Below are 16,954 nucleotides of genomic sequence, written 5' to 3'. Positions count from 1 at the left end.
ACAGGCACCATAGTGGATTTTCCCGTAAATGGGAGAGCTTCGATGTAAGAGAGCTGCCAATGCCGTCTGTTCAATCCTCTGGCTTAAATGACGAATAGATCTTTGTAGGTAAGGCTGAGTTTCTTGGAGACGGTGGCAATCTCCACCTGCTTGCCTTTGCCCGAGCCGTCGGCATCGTAGTAGAGCACGCCCTTCGTCTTATCGTAGACGATGTAGTCGTTCTTGTCCTTGGCTTTGGAGCCGATGGTGAAGAAGTCCTTCTTCATCTGCACGGGCTTTGCCTCCGAGCCGGCCTTGCCGAGCTTGGCGAAGACCTTATTGTCGAGCCAGATCGCATCATCCTTCACGGAGAAGTCGGTGATCCTGTCGAGATTGCTCTTCTTGTTCGGCTTGGTGTCGAACACGAAGATGTCCTTGCCTGTGTCACCGGTGAGAATGTCGTTACCCAGACCACCCCAAAATTTGTCATCACCAGAGCCGCCCTTGAACGTGTCCTTGCCCATGTTTCCCTTGATAACATCGGAGTTGGTGCTCCCGGTTACGGTTTCAGAGGCAACATCGCCGACGTCGACCCTGATCCAAGACCGATATTCAGCGCCGAGCGTGTCCTTTACCGCGACGAGAATTTGGTGCGACCGGGCCTGCTCGTAGTCGAGCTTCGCACCATCTTTGACCGTCAATATTCCGCTCGAACTCAGCGCGAAGCGACCATCCGCATCGTCAAGCAGGGTGAAGGTGAAGGGCTGATCGGTGGCAAACGCCTTAACGAGAACCTGGGCTGTCTGAGAGCCACCGGACACACCCTCCGTGAAGGGATTACCGACCAGGCTGAGACCGGTAGGGGTTGTCGGCCCGACCTGTTGTCCATCTGCCGTGTAACGCTGCTGGTAAATCCCGTAGCTGTCACCATCCTGGCCGGACGAACCCCAGGATACGACCCAGCCTCCGTCCGCTAGCGTCGTGACTGAGGCCAACCATTGGTCTCCCTCGGTAAAGGTGTTCACCCTGTTTTCACCACCAACCTTCTGGCCGTTTGCGGCATAGCGCTGCTGGTAGATATCCCGGTTCGCATCTTGAACTGCGGGACCCGATGCCCAGGTGATCAGCCAACCACCATCTGGCAAAGCTGTAACTGAAGAATCGAACTGGTCGCTGGCTGCGATGGCGTTCACCTGGACTTCCGGACCGATCTTCTCGCCATTGGTGGCAAAGCGTTGTTGGCGAACACTGGTAGTGGACTCATCCCCAGTTCTTGAGGTCCATGTCACGACCCATCCGCCATCCTTCAGTGCAGTGACTGTCGGCAGTGTTTGCCATGTGTTTTCCATGACAGCGTTGACTTGGATCGGATAATCAACCGTCCATCCATCGGCATCATAGCGCTGTTGATAGATGTACTCATCACCTGTGGATCCGGGATCTTGTCCCCGATAGGTGACAATCCATCCTCCGTCGGCGAGTGCCGTAACGGACGGGCGGTAAGCGCCATAACGCCAACTATCGACCATCGTTTCAGTGCCGATCGGAAAGCCGTTGGCCCCATACCGTTGCTGATGAATGGCGGTGCCGTATCCGGCTGTGTTGGAGGTCCAGGTGACAACCCATCCTCCGCCTACGAGAGCCGTTATGGTTGGCTCAGCTTGGAGACTGTCCGTCGTCGTGTTGACTCTGGTTTCATGTCCAACTCTCAGGCCGTAAGCGTTGAAACGCTGCTGAAAGATGCCGTCGCTATTCCCATCCTGCCCTATCCAGGTGACCACCCAGCCGCCATCGGAGAGGCCCGTGGTAGATACTTCGCTTTGTTTGTTGAACGGTGACTGACTGACCCTGACTTCGGCTCCGACCGCCACGCCCGTGGCATCGTAACGCTGTTGGTAGATTCTCTGGAAGGTGTCTCCGGCTACATTGGATTCCCACGTAACAATCCACCCTCCATCCTTGAGCGACGCGACTGAGGACCACTCTTGTCTGCCACTGGTCGTGGTGTTGACGCGGGTTTCGCCGAAATGCGTGACAATGCTCATGCAAACCTCTCTTTACTCGAGGGGGGCCCGGATGCAGTCATATATTATGTAATAACATATCATAAATAAGAGCATATTGAAACTTCTAGATGGCTCCCCCGATCCGGCATCTTCATTAAATTTAACGACAGCAGGGCGCGATGCTCTGCTATTCGCTCATCTCCGCGGGGTGTGGGATGGTAGAAATGCTCAGCACTTCAATGCACAGATGCTGGCACAGGCAGGCATTTTTGATGACCTCGAGTCAATCCTGCCCAGCTTGAGCCAAAGCAGGCTCGGAACAATCAGTCTCCAGCTCTTCATTCACCGGCTCAAACGTCAGGCTCTGCCGCTCGCGCGCCATGAAGGCGGTGGGCATCACGGCCTGCATCTCGGCCTCGGCGTTCTTCAGGAAGGCGTCGTCGTGGCCGGGATAGAGGTGGAAGATGGCGAGCGCCTTGACGCCGGCGGCCTTCGAGAGCTCGACGCCCTTCTGCCAAGTGGAATGGCCCCAGCCTCGGCAATAAGAGTATTCGGCATCCGAGAACATGCCGTCGAAGATCATCAGGTCGGTATCGCGCACGAAGGCGGCGAGATCCGGATCGGGCCAGGGATCGCTGTGCTCCACGTCGCTGATGTAGCAGACGCTGCGGCCGCTATGACTGAGGCGGTAGCCGGTGGCGCCGCCGGGATGGTTGAGAAGGTGGGTTTCGATCCGGGTTCCGTCGTCGAAGGTAATTGGCTCGCCGGCCCTGAAGCCGTGATACTCGAACCGGGCCGGAAGCTGGCCGAGGCGGACCGGGAACAGGGGCGGGGCGAAGAGACGGCCGAGGGGCTCCATGGCGCTCTCGCCCTCCAGATGTCCGCAATAGGTGCGGATCACGCGCTCCTTCGCGAGCAGGGCCGGCTTGAAGAAGGGCAGGCCGCTGATGTGGTCGAGGTGGAGGTGGCTGAGGAGGATGTCAATCTTCTCGGGAGCGGTCTGGCCGAGTTCCATGCCCAGTGCCGAGAGGCCGGTGCCCGCATCGAGGATGAAGAGACGCTCGCCGCATCGGACCTCGACGCAGGGGGTATGCGATCCGAACTCGACGAACTGAGGCCCGGATGCGCAGGTGGAGCCGCGTGTGCCCCAGAACCGGACCTGCAATGCGTCAGAGGATGCAACACGCCTTACCATGGCAGGATCATGATGTAACGAAAACCCCTCTTATGTGCGCTGGCGCACATGGACTGCGGTAAGCTGCCCCCGAGACGGACGATGGGTCAAGAGCACCGGACCTAAAAGTGGAAGCCACTTTTGGGATGCATTCGATGCTCCTGATCTTGGCTGGTGCAACCTCTGGACAAGCGGATGGCTTGTCCAGAGGTTGCACAGGGCGAAAGATGTCACGCACTTAACGCCTCCAGACGCCGGGTGCGGCGCTCCATCACGGGCTCGCCCCGCTCGAAATGGATAACAGCATCGAAGGGCGGTTGATCCATGGCCGGCGAGATCTCGGGCGTCACGAGGATCAGGCCGCGGCCGACGAGGGCCCGACGCAGGTTCATCACCAGCTTGTCGGCCGCCGGTCCCGGCAGGCCATCGAGCGCCCGCTGAACCACCAGGACGCTCGGTCGGCGCACGAGACCGCGCACGAGATCGACCGCCGCCAACTCGGTGAGGGTTAGGTCGTCCCCTTGCGGATCGATCGGCGTGTCGAGCCCGATGCGCGACACCTCGCCGTCGAGGCCGCGCTGGGTCAGCACCCGGCGGGTCACCTCCTGCACCGCGTCGAGGGCGCCCGCCTGGTCGGCCGCGATCCGGCCGAAGAGCAGGTTGTCCTGGATGCTCGCCGCCGCGCAGAACCGCGCCTCGTCGTAGAACTCGATGGCGGATTTCAGGCTCACCGGCAGCATGCGGGCGAAATCGGCGCGGGCGACCAGGATGCGCTCCTCCAGGCCCGGTTCGAGCAACCCTAAGCGGTGCCGGCTCTCGTTGTAGCGAAGCGCGAGACCGATCAGGCGCTCCTGATCGCGGGAGGTCTTGTCGCTGCGGCGCTGCTCGTTGCGGCGGTCGACGAGATCCTGGAAGTAGGGCCGGTCCGCCGCCGAGAAGAAGGAGAAGCGGTCGAACAGCGGAGAGCCGTCCGGGATCTCCGAAAAGATCTCGATCATGCTGGTGGCGATCGACAATCCCATGCGGGCGAGCGGCTTGGTCAGCTCGTTGGCCTCCAGGATCGCCCGCACGAAGGGGTGACCGGACAGGCTATCCTCCCGGAAGGCGTCGCCGATGGGCTTTCCGAAAAGCAGGTTCTCGCCGATCGTGGCATAGCGGTTGTAGCGCGTGGCGCTGAACGGATCGACGAAGCGGTCGAGGTTCTCGGCCGTGAGCGCCGCCTCGACGAAACGGCGCGCCTCCACCACGGCATCGGCAAATTTCGGCTCCCGGGCCGGATCGATGGTGCCGGACAGGCCGCGGGCATGGGTCAGGCGGTCGAGACCGGCGATGGCGATGGCCTCGGACAGGCGGTGGCCGAGTTCGCCCGCCGGTGCCGAGCAGCCATAGAGCAGGTTGTCCTTCAGGCTGCCCTCGATCAGCACCGTCTGCCCCGTAAACGCGATGCGCTGGCTGCGCTCAACGGGGCTGGCGGCGGCAAGGTCCACCCCGCCATAAGTCAGGCGGCCCATGGACGGCGGCAGCTGGCCGCTCATCAGGGCGGCGAGAAGCCTCGGGCCCGCATCGCCGTCGCCCACCAGGGCCACATGGGACGGGAAGGCGAGGGAGAGGTTGACGGACGCAACGCGCGCGCCGCTTGCAGGATCGTAGGCCGAAACACCTTGTGCCACGAGGGCGCCGTTCTCCGGCAGGCTCGCCTTGCCTTTGAGCGCGGCGCGCAGCTTCAGCGGCGCCAGGCCCTTACCGAGATCGACGAGCAGCGCCCTGGCCCGCATGATCAGCCGGTGCCACTGCACCACCTCGCGGGTGCCGTAGGCGGCGAGGGCCGCGGCCAGCACGCTGGCCGCAACCGTTCCGGCCGTCAGCGGGCGAGACTGCGAGAACCAGGCCCCGAGGGCCAGGACCGCCAGGGGGGCGATCATGAGTACGGCCGCGGAAGCCGCCTCCATGACGGCCAGACGGTATTCCTCCCGCATCACCGGGCGATGGCCGCTCATGAGAGTGCGCTGCACCCGGTCGCGCTCGAAAGGCGCGGTGCCATGGGCGCGCAGGGCCGGCAGGCGCTGCTCGAGGTCCGCGAACACCCCTTCGGCCTCGTCGCCCTCCCGGTGGCGGGCCGCGGCGGCGTCGAAACGCAGGAGCGCCCGGCGCGCGCTCACGACCATGGCGAGAGCGAGGACCACAGCCAGAACGGCACCCAGATGCCAATCCATGACGAACACATAGGCACAGGCCAGCCCGATCATGCCACCGAGCTTCACCGGAATCAGGAGGCTCGCTCCCAGCACGCCGTTCTCGCGGGCCAGCCCCCGGGCGGCGAGCGTCGAGATCATGGCGATCTCGTCATGCGACGCGGAGGGCACTTTCAGGATGATGTCGAGGGCCGCCGACTGGGCCCGCATGAGCATGCGCACGCCGATCCCGACCGCCACCCATTCGAGCGCCACCAGGATCAGCCCGATAAGGATAGGGATAGCCAGCACGCCGATGACGGCTGCAAGCGCAAAGGTCTCGGGATCGAGGGCAAAGCCATGAAACAGCACCAGGGACCCCGGCCACAGGTTGGCCGGCGGCGTGAGGGCGATCCGCAGGAAGCTGGCGGGCGCATTCCAGGCCTCAGCGCCTCCGGTCGCCCGGTCGACCATCTGCCGGACCAGATCGAAGCCGATCAGGATCAGGAAGCCCGCCAGCAAGAGCAGGCCGAAACCGGCCAGATGCCGGACGGGCGAGGTTTTCCAGGCCAGGCGCAACGGGTCGCGCTCGATGACGGCTCCCAAGGGCAGCTCCAATGATTATTCAGGTTCAGTGACGTTAGCAGAGCCTAGAGCATCGGGCCGAAAAGTGGAAACCACTTTTGGGATCCGCCGATGCTCAATTCGATAATGACTGCATCGTGTTGAGCCTGAAACCAGGGCCGGTTTTCACGCGATGCGCGAAGCCTTCTTCGCCTCAATAGTGGGGAACCGCGGCCAGAAATGCGTCTGGATACAATCGGGCCGTTGCTTGTTTCGGCAGCGGCAGCCATTTGCCCTCTCGCCGTGCCGCACTTCGACTCTATGTCACCTGCCTTGGCTGACTGCCTGCCATGGAGGATCGGTGAGCCCGCCCATGACGTCCCCTTTGCCGTCCCCCCTGCCGATTGATCCGGTTTTCCAGCTCGTTCTCGAGGTTCCGGCGCACACCCCATGCCCCGATCTGCCGCGCCGCCTGACCGCCCTCTTCCAGGAACTCGCCATGGAGGATCCGCCCCGGCCGGTGGAGGAGATCGAGGATCAGATCTGGGCTCTCTGGAGCTCGCACGAGGACCGCCTCGCCGAAGAGACCATGGCGGCGGCCGTCGAGGCCATGGGCTCGGGATCGCTGAAGAAGGCCGGGCCGCTGCTCGACCATCTGGTCGCCCTGTATCCGGACTGGCCGGAGGCCTGGAACAAGCGCGCGACGCTTGCCTCCATCGAGAAGCGCGATGCGGACAGCCTGCTCGACATCGCCCAGACCCTGCGCCTCGAGCCGCGCCATTTCGGTGCGATTGCCGGGTTCGGCAATATCTGCCTGCGCCACGGCCATCTCAACGAAGCGCGCGCCGCTTTCCAGATCGCGCTCGGCATCAATCCGCACATGGAGGACCTGCGCGACATGCTGGAGAATCTGTCGCCGCATCACCTCATGCTGCATTAGGAATTCTTCATTCCTCTTTGCGATCCTGCCGCAGAATTGTCGGTGCGAGGCACAGTCCTCCCCACGATCATGCCAGCCCCCCGCTCTCAACATTTGCACCCGGCAAGACGGCCGAGCTATCCAACACCATGGCCCTTCGCGATCTCTTCCTGATGTTTCTCGTCTGCTTCCTGTGGGCGGCCCATACCATCGTCAGCAAGATCGTCGTGTCGGGCATGGAAATCCCGCCCCTGTTCTATGCGGCCGTGCGCTTCGGCATCGTGGCGGTGCTCGCTCTTCCGTGGCTGCTGCCGGCACCGCGGCCGCGATGGCGCATCCTCCTGGTCGGGTTCCTGATGGGTGGCGGTGGCTTCGCGTTGTTCTTCCTCGGCATCAGAAGCGCGAGCCCGTCGAGTGCCGCGGTGGTCAGTCAGCTCGGAATCCCGATCACGGCGCTTCTCTCTCTTTTGGTGCTCAGAGAGCGGATCGATGGCAGGCGGGCGCTCGGCATCGTGCTGACCTTCGCCGGCGGTGTGCTCGTGATGTGGGATCCGGACGGCGGCTTTCCGCTCTCCGCGGGCCTTCTCCTGGTTCTGGCCTCCACGGCCGTCGGGTCGCTGGCCGCCGTGATGATGAAGCAGATCGAGGGCGTGAAGCCGCTGCAGTTTCAGGCCTGGATCGGGCTCGCCTCGGTGATGCCCATGATCCTCCTGACAACGACGCTCGAGTCGGGGCAGGCGGACAAGGTGATGGCGGGCGGCTGGAATTTCGTGGCAGCCCTGTTGTTTTCGGCCCTTGTCGTGTCGCTGATCGCTCACACGATCTACTATGGCCTGATCCGCAAATACCCCGCCAACATCATTGCCCCTCTGCTGATCATGAACCCTCTGCTGACGGTGGCTTTGGGCATTCTCGTCACGGGCGACCGGTTCGACGCACGAATGGCCGTCGGGACGGGGCTTGCCCTGTGCGGCGTGCTGATCATCGTGCTCAGGCGCAACCACCTCATGCGGCTGACCTCGGTGCTGCGAGGGCGCTTTCGGTAGCGGCCGGAATTTTTCCGGAGCAAGCGCGACAACGGGGCCGTTGCAGGACGGCGGCGAGGGAATGATACCTTAGGCCCCATGTCCGATTCGCCTGCACTCATGTCCCGTCCCATCATCCTGCCTGTCGACGGGCGCCAGTCGCCCGTGGCGGCCGGAATCCAGCGCGGCGTGCGCCGCCTGTTCTCACAGCTCGGGCACGTGACCCTGCCGGAATTCACCCTCGCCAATGGACGCCGCGCCGATCTCATCGCGCTCGCACCCGACGGGGCGCTCACCATCATCGAGATCAAGTCGAGCGTGGCGGATTTCCGGGCCGACCAGAAATGGCCCGACTACGAGGATTTCTGCGATCGGTTCTATTTCGCCGTGCCGGAGACGGTGCCGTTCGACATCCTGCCGGAGGATCGCGGCCTGATCATCGCCGACAGCTTCGGGGCGGCGATCCTGCGCGAGGCGTCGCATCACCCGCTGGCAGGCGCGCGCCGCAAGGCCGTGACCCTGCGCTTCGCGCACGCGGCCGCATCCCTGCTGCACACGCTGGCTGATCCCGACAGGATTGCGGACGGACGGCTTTGAGAACGGCTTAGCGCGGCGCGCGCTTGGCGAGGATGCGTTGCAGGGTCCGGCGGTGCATGTTGAGGCGGCGGGCCGTCTCCGAGACGTTGCGGCCGCACAGCTCGTAGACGCGCTGGATGTGCTCCCAGCGCACCCGGTCGGCCGACATGGGGTTTTCCGGCGGAAGCGCCCGCTCGCCCGGCTGGGCCATGAGGGCCGCGTGGATCTCGTCCGCGTCGGCGGGCTTCGCGAGATAGTCGAAGGCCCCCATCTTCACCGCCGTCACGGCCGTGGCGATGTTGCCGTAGCCGGTGAGGACGACGCCACGGGCGTCCGGGCGGCGGTGCTTCAGGCGCTCGATCACGTCGAGTCCGTTGCCGTCGCCGAGGCGCATGTCGATCACCGCAAAGGCCGGCGGTTCGCTTTCGACAGCCGCAATGCCATCCGCCACGCTCTCGGCCACGCGAACCTGGTAGCCGCGGCCTTCCATGGCGCGGGCCAGACGGGTCGAGAACGGCCGGTCGTCGTCGACGATCAAGAGACTCTTGTCGGCGCGATCCTCGAATGCGGCAGGCGCATCGGCCATCAGACTATCTCCTTGCATCTTAAGGGTATTCCTTCATGAGGCGAGCTTGATCAGCTCCTTTCTCATATGGGAATTCATCCCCTAATCTTTGAGAGGCTCCAGGGAACCTCCCTGCGGCGAAATTGCCGCACCTCGTTCAAACGCCTGACGCGGCCAAACGATCCGCGCCATGGCGCCCGAGGCTGGCGGGGCGGCGTTCGTCAGGGTCAGTTCGGCCCCCGATCTCTCGACCAGGGTCTTAGCGATGAACAATCCTAACCCCAGTCCTCCGCCCTCCTCGCTGTCCTCCGAACGCTCGGCGGCGCTGCGGGTCGTGACATAGGGCTCGCCGACCCTGAGCAGGATATCGGGCGCGTAACCGGGGCCGTCATCCCGGATCTCGATGAAAACCTCGTGAGGAGACCAGCAGGCTTCGATTGTCACCTGGCTTTCGGCAAAGTCCGTGGCGTTGTCGAGGATGTTGGACAAGCCGTAGACCACCCCCGGATTGCGGCGGCACATGGGTTCGGGTCCGTCGCCTTTGGTGATCACCTTCACGTCGAAGCCGACCGCCCGCTGCGGCTCGACGATGTCCTCCACCAGATGGCTGAGCGTGACGGTCTCCAGGAACTCTCCCCCGTCGTCCTCGTCCATGGAGGTGAGCTTCGTCAGGATCGTGCGGCAGCGCTCCACCTGCTCCTGCAGGAGCCGCAGGTCCTCGCCCACCGGACCGTCCTTGGGCATGGCATGGCTGAGCTCCTTGGTGACCAGCGCGATGGTGGCGAGCGGTGTGCCGAGTTCGTGGGCCGCCGCTGCCGCCAGTCCGTCGAGCTGGGACAGGTGCTGCTCGCGGGCGAGCACCAGCTCGGTGGCGGCGAGCGCCTGGGAGAGCTGGCGGGCCTCCTCGGCCACGCGCCAAGCATAGATGCCGGTAAACGCCGTGCCAAGCAGGATCGCGGTCCAGATCCCTGTCACATAGAGAAAGGGGAGCGAGAATGTCTGCCCGGGAAACCAAGGCAGGGGCCGGTGGGCGAGCACCAGAAAGGTCGCGCAGCCCACGGCCAGGAGGCCCAGCCCCAAGGTCCGCTCCGGCGTGAGCGCCGTGGCCGAGATGAGCACGGGCGCTAGGAACAGCATGGCGAAGGGGTTTTCCAGCCCGCCGGTCAGATACAGGAGGCCGGCGAGCTGCAGGATGTCGAAGGCGAGCAGCGCCGTGGCCACGTTGTCGCTGAGCCGGTGGCTCGCCGGGTACTGGATGCGCAGCAGCAGGTTGACCCAGACCGAGGCGACGATCACCAGAAGGCACAGGGCGAAGGGCAGGGGGAATCCGAGGCCGAAGCGGACCCCGATCACCGCCGCGGATTGCCCTGCGACCGCGAGCCAGCGCAGGCGGACCAAGGTGTCCAGGCGCAGGTGCCGGGCATGGTGCGTCAGGTTCTTCGGCTCGATTTTGAACATCACCGAACAGAATAGGGCCGCCCCCCTGTTCGCCAAGCAGCAGGCTTTAGCCTATTTTCCTACCCATGACTTGGGATATGGCCTGCAAGCCCCGGGCAATGCCCTGAAACCAAAGTATGGTGCCCGTTTTTGCAGTGGATGGACAAGGTTGTTGCAATAGTCTCAAGGAACTTTAATCTTAAAATTACGGTTGAGGATAAAGCCTACCGCATTGGGCGAGAACCAGGCACCCGGCCTTTGGGGATACAGATGAACTTTTCTTATGTTTGGTACGACACGGCGCATTGGCTCTTGAGCCCCGCCCGTGCGGCCTCCGATTTGACGAAGCATTTTTTCGATTTTCCTGGTAATCCGCTCAACAATACTCCTTACGGCCGCACCGTTTCCGCCGCCTGCGAATTGTTCGAACGCACCACCCGCCGCTACGGCAAGCCCGCCTTCGACCTGCCCACCACCGTGATCGACGGCGCAGAGGTGGGGGTCATGGAGCGGATCGTGTGGGAGCGCCCGTTCTGCCGAATCATCTCCTTCGAGCGGGATCACCCCGCGGCCAAAAGCCAGCCGAAGCTCCTGATCGTGGCGCCCATGTCCGGCCACTACGCCACGCTCCTGCGCGGTACCGTCGAGACCTTCCTGCCCACGCACCAAGTCATGATCACCGACTGGATCGATGCCCGCATGGTACCCCTGGCCGAAGGGCGGTTCGATCTCGACGACTACATCGACTACATCAAGGACCTGTGCCGGGAGTTCGGCCCCGATCTCCACCTGATGGCCGTGTGCCAGCCGGCCGTGCCAGTGATCGCCGCAGTGGCCCGCCTCGAGGCCGAGAACGATCCCTGCATCCCCCGGTCCATGACCCTCATGGGCGGCCCCATCGACACCCGCCGCTCCCCCACGGCCGTGAACCGGCTCGCTGAAGAGCGCGGCATCGACTGGTTCGAGCGCCATTGCATCACCAAGGTGCCGCCGTCCCATCCGGGCTTCTGGCGCGATGTCTATCCGGGCTTCCAGCAGCTCTCCGGCTTCATGGCCATGAATATCGACCGGCACCTGACCGCCCATTACGACATGTTCAACCACCTGGTGGAGGGCGACGGCGATTCGGCCGAGAAGCACCGGGAGTTCTACGACGAGTACCTCGCCGTCATGGACCTGACCGCCGAGTTCTACCTTCAGACGGTCGAAAAGGTGTTCGTGAACCACGAGCTGCCCAAGGGCGAGATGATGCACCGGGACCAGCCGGTGGACCTCATGGACATCCGGCGCTGCGCCATCATGGCGGTCGAAGGCGAGCGGGACGACATCTCGGGCGTCGGCCAGACCCTGGCCGCCCTCGAGCTGACCCCAAACCTGTCCTCCGACAAGAAACTCTATCATCTGCAGGCCGGGGTCGGTCACTATGGCGTCTTCAACGGTTCTCGGTTCCGGTCTCAGATCGCTCCTCGAATCGCTAAATTCACTGAGACTCACTCCCGAGAGCCAGCCCGGAAGAAGGCGTCAAGGGCCTGAACCTGTTCCTGATGCGTTCTTAGGAGCGGCAAACGGCTGCGCTGACAGAATCGGCGTGACAGGGCAGATTGCGGACATGAAATCCGCCCTGTTCCGCCGCGTCCCAGCGGACCCGCCTCACCTCAAGGTTCTGCATGAGGGCCAAGCCTTCAAGGTGGCCCTCAAGCGCCGTCCCACGGCCAAACGCATCACGCTGCGCGTCTCCACCGCGACCGGCGAGGTCGTGCTGTCGATCCCTGAGCGCACCGAGGTGGGCCTCGCCCAGAAATTCGCCGACAGCCACAGCCAGTGGATCGCCACCCGCCTCGCCAAGGTGCCCGAGCGGGTGGTCTTCGAGCCTGGCGCGCTGGTGCCCGTTCGCGGCGTCCTCCACCGGATCGTCCATTGGTCCTCGATCCGGGGCGTGACCCAAGTCGCGAAGAGCGGTGCTGGCGAGCCGATCATCGCGGTGGCCGGGGAGGCGGCCCACGTGGCCCGCCGGGTGCGGGATTTCCTCGAGGCGGAGGCCAAGAAGGATTTTACCGCCGCCGTGAGGAAGCATACAGCCCAGCTCGGGGTTTCGGCCAAGCGCATCACCGTGCGCGACACCAAGAGCCGCTGGGGCTCCTGCTCGGCCAATGGGGCGCTCAATTTCTCCTGGCGGCTGATTATGGCCCCGCCCTTCGTGCTCGACTACCTCGCAGCCCACGAAGTGGCGCACCTGCGCGAGCTCAACCATTCCCACCGCTTCTGGAAGATCACGCACCAGCTCTGCCCCCGCACCGACGAGGCGGAGGCCTGGCTCAAGACCTACGGCAGCGCCCTGCATCGAATCGGGTGATATTCCACATCGTCATGGCCGGGCTTGTCCCGGCCAACTCTTTAAGGAGAAATGCCGCGCCTCTCGCATCGGGATCACCGGCACGAGGCCGGTGATGACATGGAAGGTCTCTTAGTGAGTGACAGGTCTTCCGTTTCGTCTTAGTCGGAGCCTCCCGTCACCGCTGCGTCCCAAAACAATGCTCAAGCCCGACACCCTGGCCCTTACCGTCATCCTGGCGCTGCTCACCGCGCTCGGGCCGCTCTCGACGGACATGTATCTTCCGTCGCTGCCAGCAATTGCGGCAGGGCTCAATGCAACCACGGGCCAGACGCAGCTGACGCTGTCCGCCTTCCTCCTCGGCTTTGCCGCCGGCCAGTTCTTCTACGGGCCAATCTCCGACCGGATCGGCAGGAAGCCCGTGCTGCTCTTCGGGCTCGCGCTGTTCACGCTGGCGAGCCTGATCTGCGCCTTCGCGCCCAATATCGAGACGCTGATCGGCGCGCGCTTCCTCCAGGCTTTGGGCGCGTCGGGTCCCATCGTGCTCGGGCGCGCCATCGTGCGCGATTTTTACGAGGGACCGCGCGCGGGCCGCGAATTGTCGCGCATGGGCACGATCATGGGCGTCGTGCCCGCTGCGGCCCCGATCCTCGGTGGGGTCATCGAGCGCGTCTCGGGCTGGCGCGTGACGTTCGGGTTCATGATCCTGTTCGGCATCGCCATGGCGGCCATCATCAGCCTGCGCATGCCTGAGAGCATTCGGAAGAAATCGGACGTGCCGATCTCCTTCGGGGCAATCCTGCGCGGCTTCAAGCTGCTGCTTGGACACGCCGGCTATCGCACTTATGTGGGCCTCTCCATGCTCACCTATGGCGGGCTCTTCGCCTTCATCTCCGGCTCGTCCTTCGTGCTGCAGAAGATCTACGGGCTGGACGAGCTGGCTTTTGCCTTTTCCTTCACCTTCGTGGTGGTGGGCTTCATGAGCGGCACCTTTCTCGCGCAGCATCTCGTGGGACGGCGCGGGCTCGACGGCACCATCCAGCTCGGCGTGATGTGCCTTGCCATTGGTGGTGCCACCATGCTGGCCCTGGTTCTGTTAAGCGTGCCCTCGTCGCTGAGCATCAGCGCCCCGATGGCGATCTACGGCATCGGCGTCGGCCTCACCATGCCGCAATCCATGGCCTCGGCCCTGATGCCTTTCCCGGAGCGGGCCGGCGCGGCCTCGTCGCTGCTCGGCATCTGCCAGATGACCTTCGCGGCCATCGTGGGCATCGCCCTCGGGCGCAACCTCGACGCCTCGGCGATTCCGCTGCCCGCGACCATCGCCACAACCGGCATGCTGGCCCTTGTGCTGTTCCTCATGACGAGCCGCGCACGCGGGCATCAGCCTAAGGGCTGATCCGCCGCCACTCCGGCGAGGACGTCCGCGGCCTTGTGGTCGGCATCGACGCCCTCAATGAGGAAGACGTCGCCTCGCGAGTTCCCGGTACGCAGGGGCAGGATCTGCTGATAGGCGGGAGATGCGTACCATGCGCGGGCGCTGTCCCGGTCCGGGAACGCAATCACGATCAGGTCTCCCGACCAGGACCCTTCGAGAAGAGCCACCGGCCCTCCGTGAATGATGAACCGGCCACCGAAAGGTTTAAGCGTTGCATCGATGCGCTTGAGATACTCGACGATGTCGTGACCGACATTCACATCGTGCAGATGACCGACAGCATAAGCAGGCATGACAGGCTCCTTCTTGTGATGAAGGGAACATGCCGCGTGGAGAGAGCGCTGGCGATTACGTGCGAGGTAATGGTTTGAAGGTTTGTCTGAACGCACACGCTGCCATTCCGGGGCAAGCGTTAGCGAGAGCCCGGAACCCACAAACACGACGCTTCAGAAAGTGCGAGCCGCGTCACGCTTCTTTCTGCATTGCTAGCGGTGATGGATTCCGGGCTCCGCTTACGCGGCGCCGGAATGACAGTGTCAGAACTATGTATACTGCCGTCTCAAAGCCCGAACAGCTTCTCGAAGAAGTTCTTCTCGCGGCTTGCGCGCCGCTGGGGCGCGGGCGCAACCCAGCTGCTCTCGCCGTCCGCATTGGCGTAGCGCGGCGTGCCTCCGACGCCGGCGACGGGAACATCCGACGGCGCGCGCATGCGCTCGAGACCGGGCAGAGGCACGGGCTGCTGATCTTTTAGGGCAGCCGTCATGAAGTTGTGCCAGACTTCCGTGGGCAGGTTGCCACCAGTCACGCGCTTGGTGAGCGCGCCGTCGTCGTTGCCGAGCCACACACCGGCCACGAGATTGCCGGAGAAGCCCACGAACCAGGCATCCTTGTAGTCGTCGGTGGTTCCGGTCTTGCCGGCAAGAGTCCAGCCCGGAATCTGCGCCTTCTGGGCGGTGCCGACGACGAAGACGTTGTGCATCATGTCGTTCATCTGGGCCACGACGCCCGGATCGATCACGCGCCCGAGGCCGCCCGAGCTCGGGCGCTTGTAGATGAGTTTGCCGTCGGTGGTCTTCACCTGGGTAATCACGTAGGGCGTCACACCCATGCCACCATTGGCGAAGGCCGCGTAGGCACTCACCAGTTCCAGCGGCGTCACCTCCGAGGTGCCAAGCGCCAGCGAGCCGTTGGCCTGAAGCGGAGAGGAGATGCCGAGGCGCTGCGCAGTCTGCGCCACGGCCTTGGGCCCGACCTCCATGTTGAGCTTCACCGCGATGGTGTTGAGCGAAAGCGCCAGCGCATCGCGGATCGTGATCGGACCGCGATATTTGCGGTCGTAGTTCTTGGGCGCCCAGCCCTTGTAGGCCACGGGCGCATCGTCCACGACCATGTCGGGGGTGTAGCCCCGCTCCATGGCGGCGAGATAGACGAAGGGCTTGAAGGACGAGCCCGGCTGCCGACGGGCCGCGATAGCCCGGTTGAACTGGCTCGTCTCATAGTTGCGGCCGCCGACCAGGGCTTTGACGGCCCCGTCCGGCTGCATGGCCACGACGGCGCCCTGGCTCACGTTGAACTTCTGGCCCTTGGCGTTGAGCTCTTCCACCAGTACGCGCTCGGCCGCGGATTGCAGTGCGGGCTCGACGGTGGTCGAGACCACGATGTCGGATTCGACCGTGCCGACGAAATCGTCGAGCACATCCATCACGTAATCGGCCGCGTAATTGGCCGATCCCGCGCCGTTCGCGCGCACGGGCTCGGCCGGATCGCCCAGAGCCGTCTTGGTCATGCCCGGCGTGATGAAACCGAGGTCGTTCATGGCCGCAATCACGAGCTGCGCCCGGGCCTGTGCCCGCTCCGGATAGCGGTTGGGGGCCAGACGCGACGGCGACTGAACAAGGCCTGCCAGCACGGCGGCCTCCGAGAGCGATACGCTGCGGGCCGACTTGCCGTAATAGCGCTGGGCGGCGGCCTCGACGCCATAGGCGCCGGCGCCGAAATAGACTCGGTTGAGATAGAGCTCGAGGAGCTGGTCCTTCGAGTAGTTACGCTCGAGCCAGAGCGCCAGGATCGCCTCCTGGATCTTGCGCGACGCGGTGCGCTCCTGGGTCAGGAAGAGGTTCTTGGCGAGCTGCTGCGTCAGGGTCGAGCCGCCCTGCAGGCCACCGCTATTGGCGAGATTGCGGTAGACCGCGCGGGCGATGCCGATCGGGTCGATGCCGTAATGGTCGTAGAAGCGCCGGTCCTCGATGGCGATGAACGCCTTCGGCAGATAGGGTGGCAGCTCCTTCAGAGTCATCGTTCGCCCGCCCGTCTCGCCGCGATTGGCGAGAAACGAGCCGTCGCTCGCCAGGATGGCGATGTTCGGCGGGCGCTTGGGCACCGCAAGCTGGTCGATGGGCGGAAGCTGCGAGGCATAATAGGCGACGATGCCGCCGACGCCGATCACGCCCCACAGGCACAGCACGAGCCCGGCATAGATCAGCTTGCTGAAGAGGGAGCGGCCGCCGCGGCGCTTGGTCTTCCTGGGGCGCGAAGGTCCGCCGCCCTGTCGAGATGCTCGCCTGCGCGTCATCGTTCCCCCTGCCCGATCCTCGGGCGAGAGGTGAAAATCCAGCTCCCCCGCCTGCCCAGCGGGCGCATCGAACACCGGCTCGCGCCGATCACGTCCGTTCGCCACGTCTTTAATGACCCCGCATTCATAGAGCCGGTGGGACCCGGCCTTTCATGCTCTGAGGCACCCTAATTGTGGCGGTTTAAGGGGCGGTTAA

At 64.0% G+C, this 16,954-nt stretch carries 13 protein-coding genes; 6 read left to right on the top strand and 7 right to left on the bottom strand.

From position 1 onward, the window contains the following. Positions 1–83: 83 nt before the first annotated feature. The 3 genes from I2H36_RS10650 to I2H36_RS10640 all read right to left on the bottom strand — a co-directional run bounded on the left by I2H36_RS10650 (position 84) and on the right by I2H36_RS10640 (position 5,936). Positions 84–2,024 carry a hypothetical protein gene (locus tag I2H36_RS10650; protein WP_196263863.1) on the bottom strand — a complete coding sequence of 647 codons (1,941 nt, stop codon included), beginning with the start codon at positions 2,022–2,024 and terminating at the stop codon, positions 84–86. Between the two features lie 244 nt (positions 2,025–2,268). Then, on the bottom strand, positions 2,269–3,180 hold the full coding sequence (locus I2H36_RS10645) for an MBL fold metallo-hydrolase (protein ID WP_196263862.1): 912 nt from the start codon (positions 3,178–3,180) through the stop codon (positions 2,269–2,271). A 209-nt stretch (positions 3,181–3,389) separates the two neighbouring features. Continuing rightward, positions 3,390–5,936 (bottom strand): ABC transporter ATP-binding protein, encoded by a 2,547-nt coding sequence (locus tag I2H36_RS10640; RefSeq protein ID WP_196263861.1) that lies wholly within the window; start codon positions 5,934–5,936, stop codon positions 3,390–3,392. 331 nt (positions 5,937–6,267) lie between these two features. On the opposite strand from I2H36_RS10640, the gene I2H36_RS10635 reads away from it, so the two are divergent. The 3 genes from I2H36_RS10635 to I2H36_RS10625 all read left to right on the top strand — a co-directional run bounded on the left by I2H36_RS10635 (position 6,268) and on the right by I2H36_RS10625 (position 8,435). Then, the gene (locus I2H36_RS10635) at positions 6,268–6,834 is read left to right on the top strand and encodes a tetratricopeptide repeat protein (RefSeq protein WP_196263860.1); all 567 of its coding nucleotides are present in this window, start codon (positions 6,268–6,270) and stop codon (positions 6,832–6,834) included. A 128-nt stretch (positions 6,835–6,962) separates the two neighbouring features. Continuing rightward, positions 6,963–7,859, top strand: a complete 897-nt coding sequence (locus tag I2H36_RS10630; protein WP_196263859.1) for a DMT family transporter — start codon at positions 6,963–6,965, stop codon at positions 7,857–7,859. A gap of 78 nt (positions 7,860–7,937) precedes the next feature. Then, on the top strand, positions 7,938–8,435 hold the full coding sequence (locus I2H36_RS10625) for an MmcB family DNA repair protein (RefSeq protein ID WP_196263858.1): 498 nt from the start codon (positions 7,938–7,940) through the stop codon (positions 8,433–8,435). Positions 8,436–8,442: 7 nt separating this feature from the next. Here the strand turns inward: I2H36_RS10625 and I2H36_RS10620 are convergent, their stop codons facing one another. Together I2H36_RS10620 and I2H36_RS10615 are read right to left on the bottom strand one after the other, a co-directional pair. Continuing rightward, positions 8,443–9,000 (bottom strand): ActR/PrrA/RegA family redox response regulator transcription factor, encoded by a 558-nt coding sequence (locus I2H36_RS10620; protein ID WP_196263857.1) that lies wholly within the window; start codon positions 8,998–9,000, stop codon positions 8,443–8,445. Between the two features lie 81 nt (positions 9,001–9,081). After that, positions 9,082–10,437, bottom strand: a complete 1,356-nt coding sequence (locus I2H36_RS10615) for an ActS/PrrB/RegB family redox-sensitive histidine kinase (RefSeq protein ID WP_196263856.1) — start codon at positions 10,435–10,437, stop codon at positions 9,082–9,084. 249 nt (positions 10,438–10,686) lie between these two features. Here I2H36_RS10615 and I2H36_RS10610 point away from each other — a divergent pair, with 249 nt between their 5' ends. From I2H36_RS10610 to I2H36_RS10600, 3 genes are all read left to right on the top strand, one after another. Next, positions 10,687–11,949: a polyhydroxyalkanoate depolymerase gene (locus I2H36_RS10610; protein ID WP_196263855.1), complete on the top strand. Its 1,263-nt coding sequence runs from the start codon at positions 10,687–10,689 to the stop codon at positions 11,947–11,949. Positions 11,950–12,025: 76 nt separating this feature from the next. Continuing rightward, complete coding sequence (locus I2H36_RS10605) at positions 12,026–12,769, top strand: M48 family metallopeptidase (protein WP_196263854.1); 744 nt, start codon at positions 12,026–12,028, stop codon at positions 12,767–12,769. A 178-nt stretch (positions 12,770–12,947) separates the two neighbouring features. Then, positions 12,948–14,147, top strand: a complete 1,200-nt coding sequence (locus I2H36_RS10600; protein ID WP_196263853.1) for a multidrug effflux MFS transporter — start codon at positions 12,948–12,950, stop codon at positions 14,145–14,147. Here I2H36_RS10600 and I2H36_RS10595 read toward each other — a convergent pair. Then, complete coding sequence (locus I2H36_RS10595; protein WP_196263852.1) at positions 14,132–14,479, bottom strand: DUF1330 domain-containing protein; 348 nt, start codon at positions 14,477–14,479, stop codon at positions 14,132–14,134. The two genes, I2H36_RS10600 and I2H36_RS10595, sit on opposite strands and share 16 nt — an antisense overlap. Before the next feature lie 266 nt (positions 14,480–14,745). Next, complete coding sequence (locus I2H36_RS10590; protein WP_196263851.1) at positions 14,746–16,863, bottom strand: PBP1A family penicillin-binding protein; 2,118 nt, start codon at positions 16,861–16,863, stop codon at positions 14,746–14,748. Positions 16,864–16,954 lie beyond the last annotated feature (91 nt).

The organism is Microvirga terrestris, from assembly GCF_015694425.1.
Lineage (GTDB): Bacteria > Pseudomonadota > Alphaproteobacteria > Rhizobiales > Beijerinckiaceae > Microvirga > Microvirga terrestris.
The sequence above is the reverse complement of the archived record's forward strand: the minus strand, read 5'-3'. Positions and strand labels throughout refer to the sequence as shown.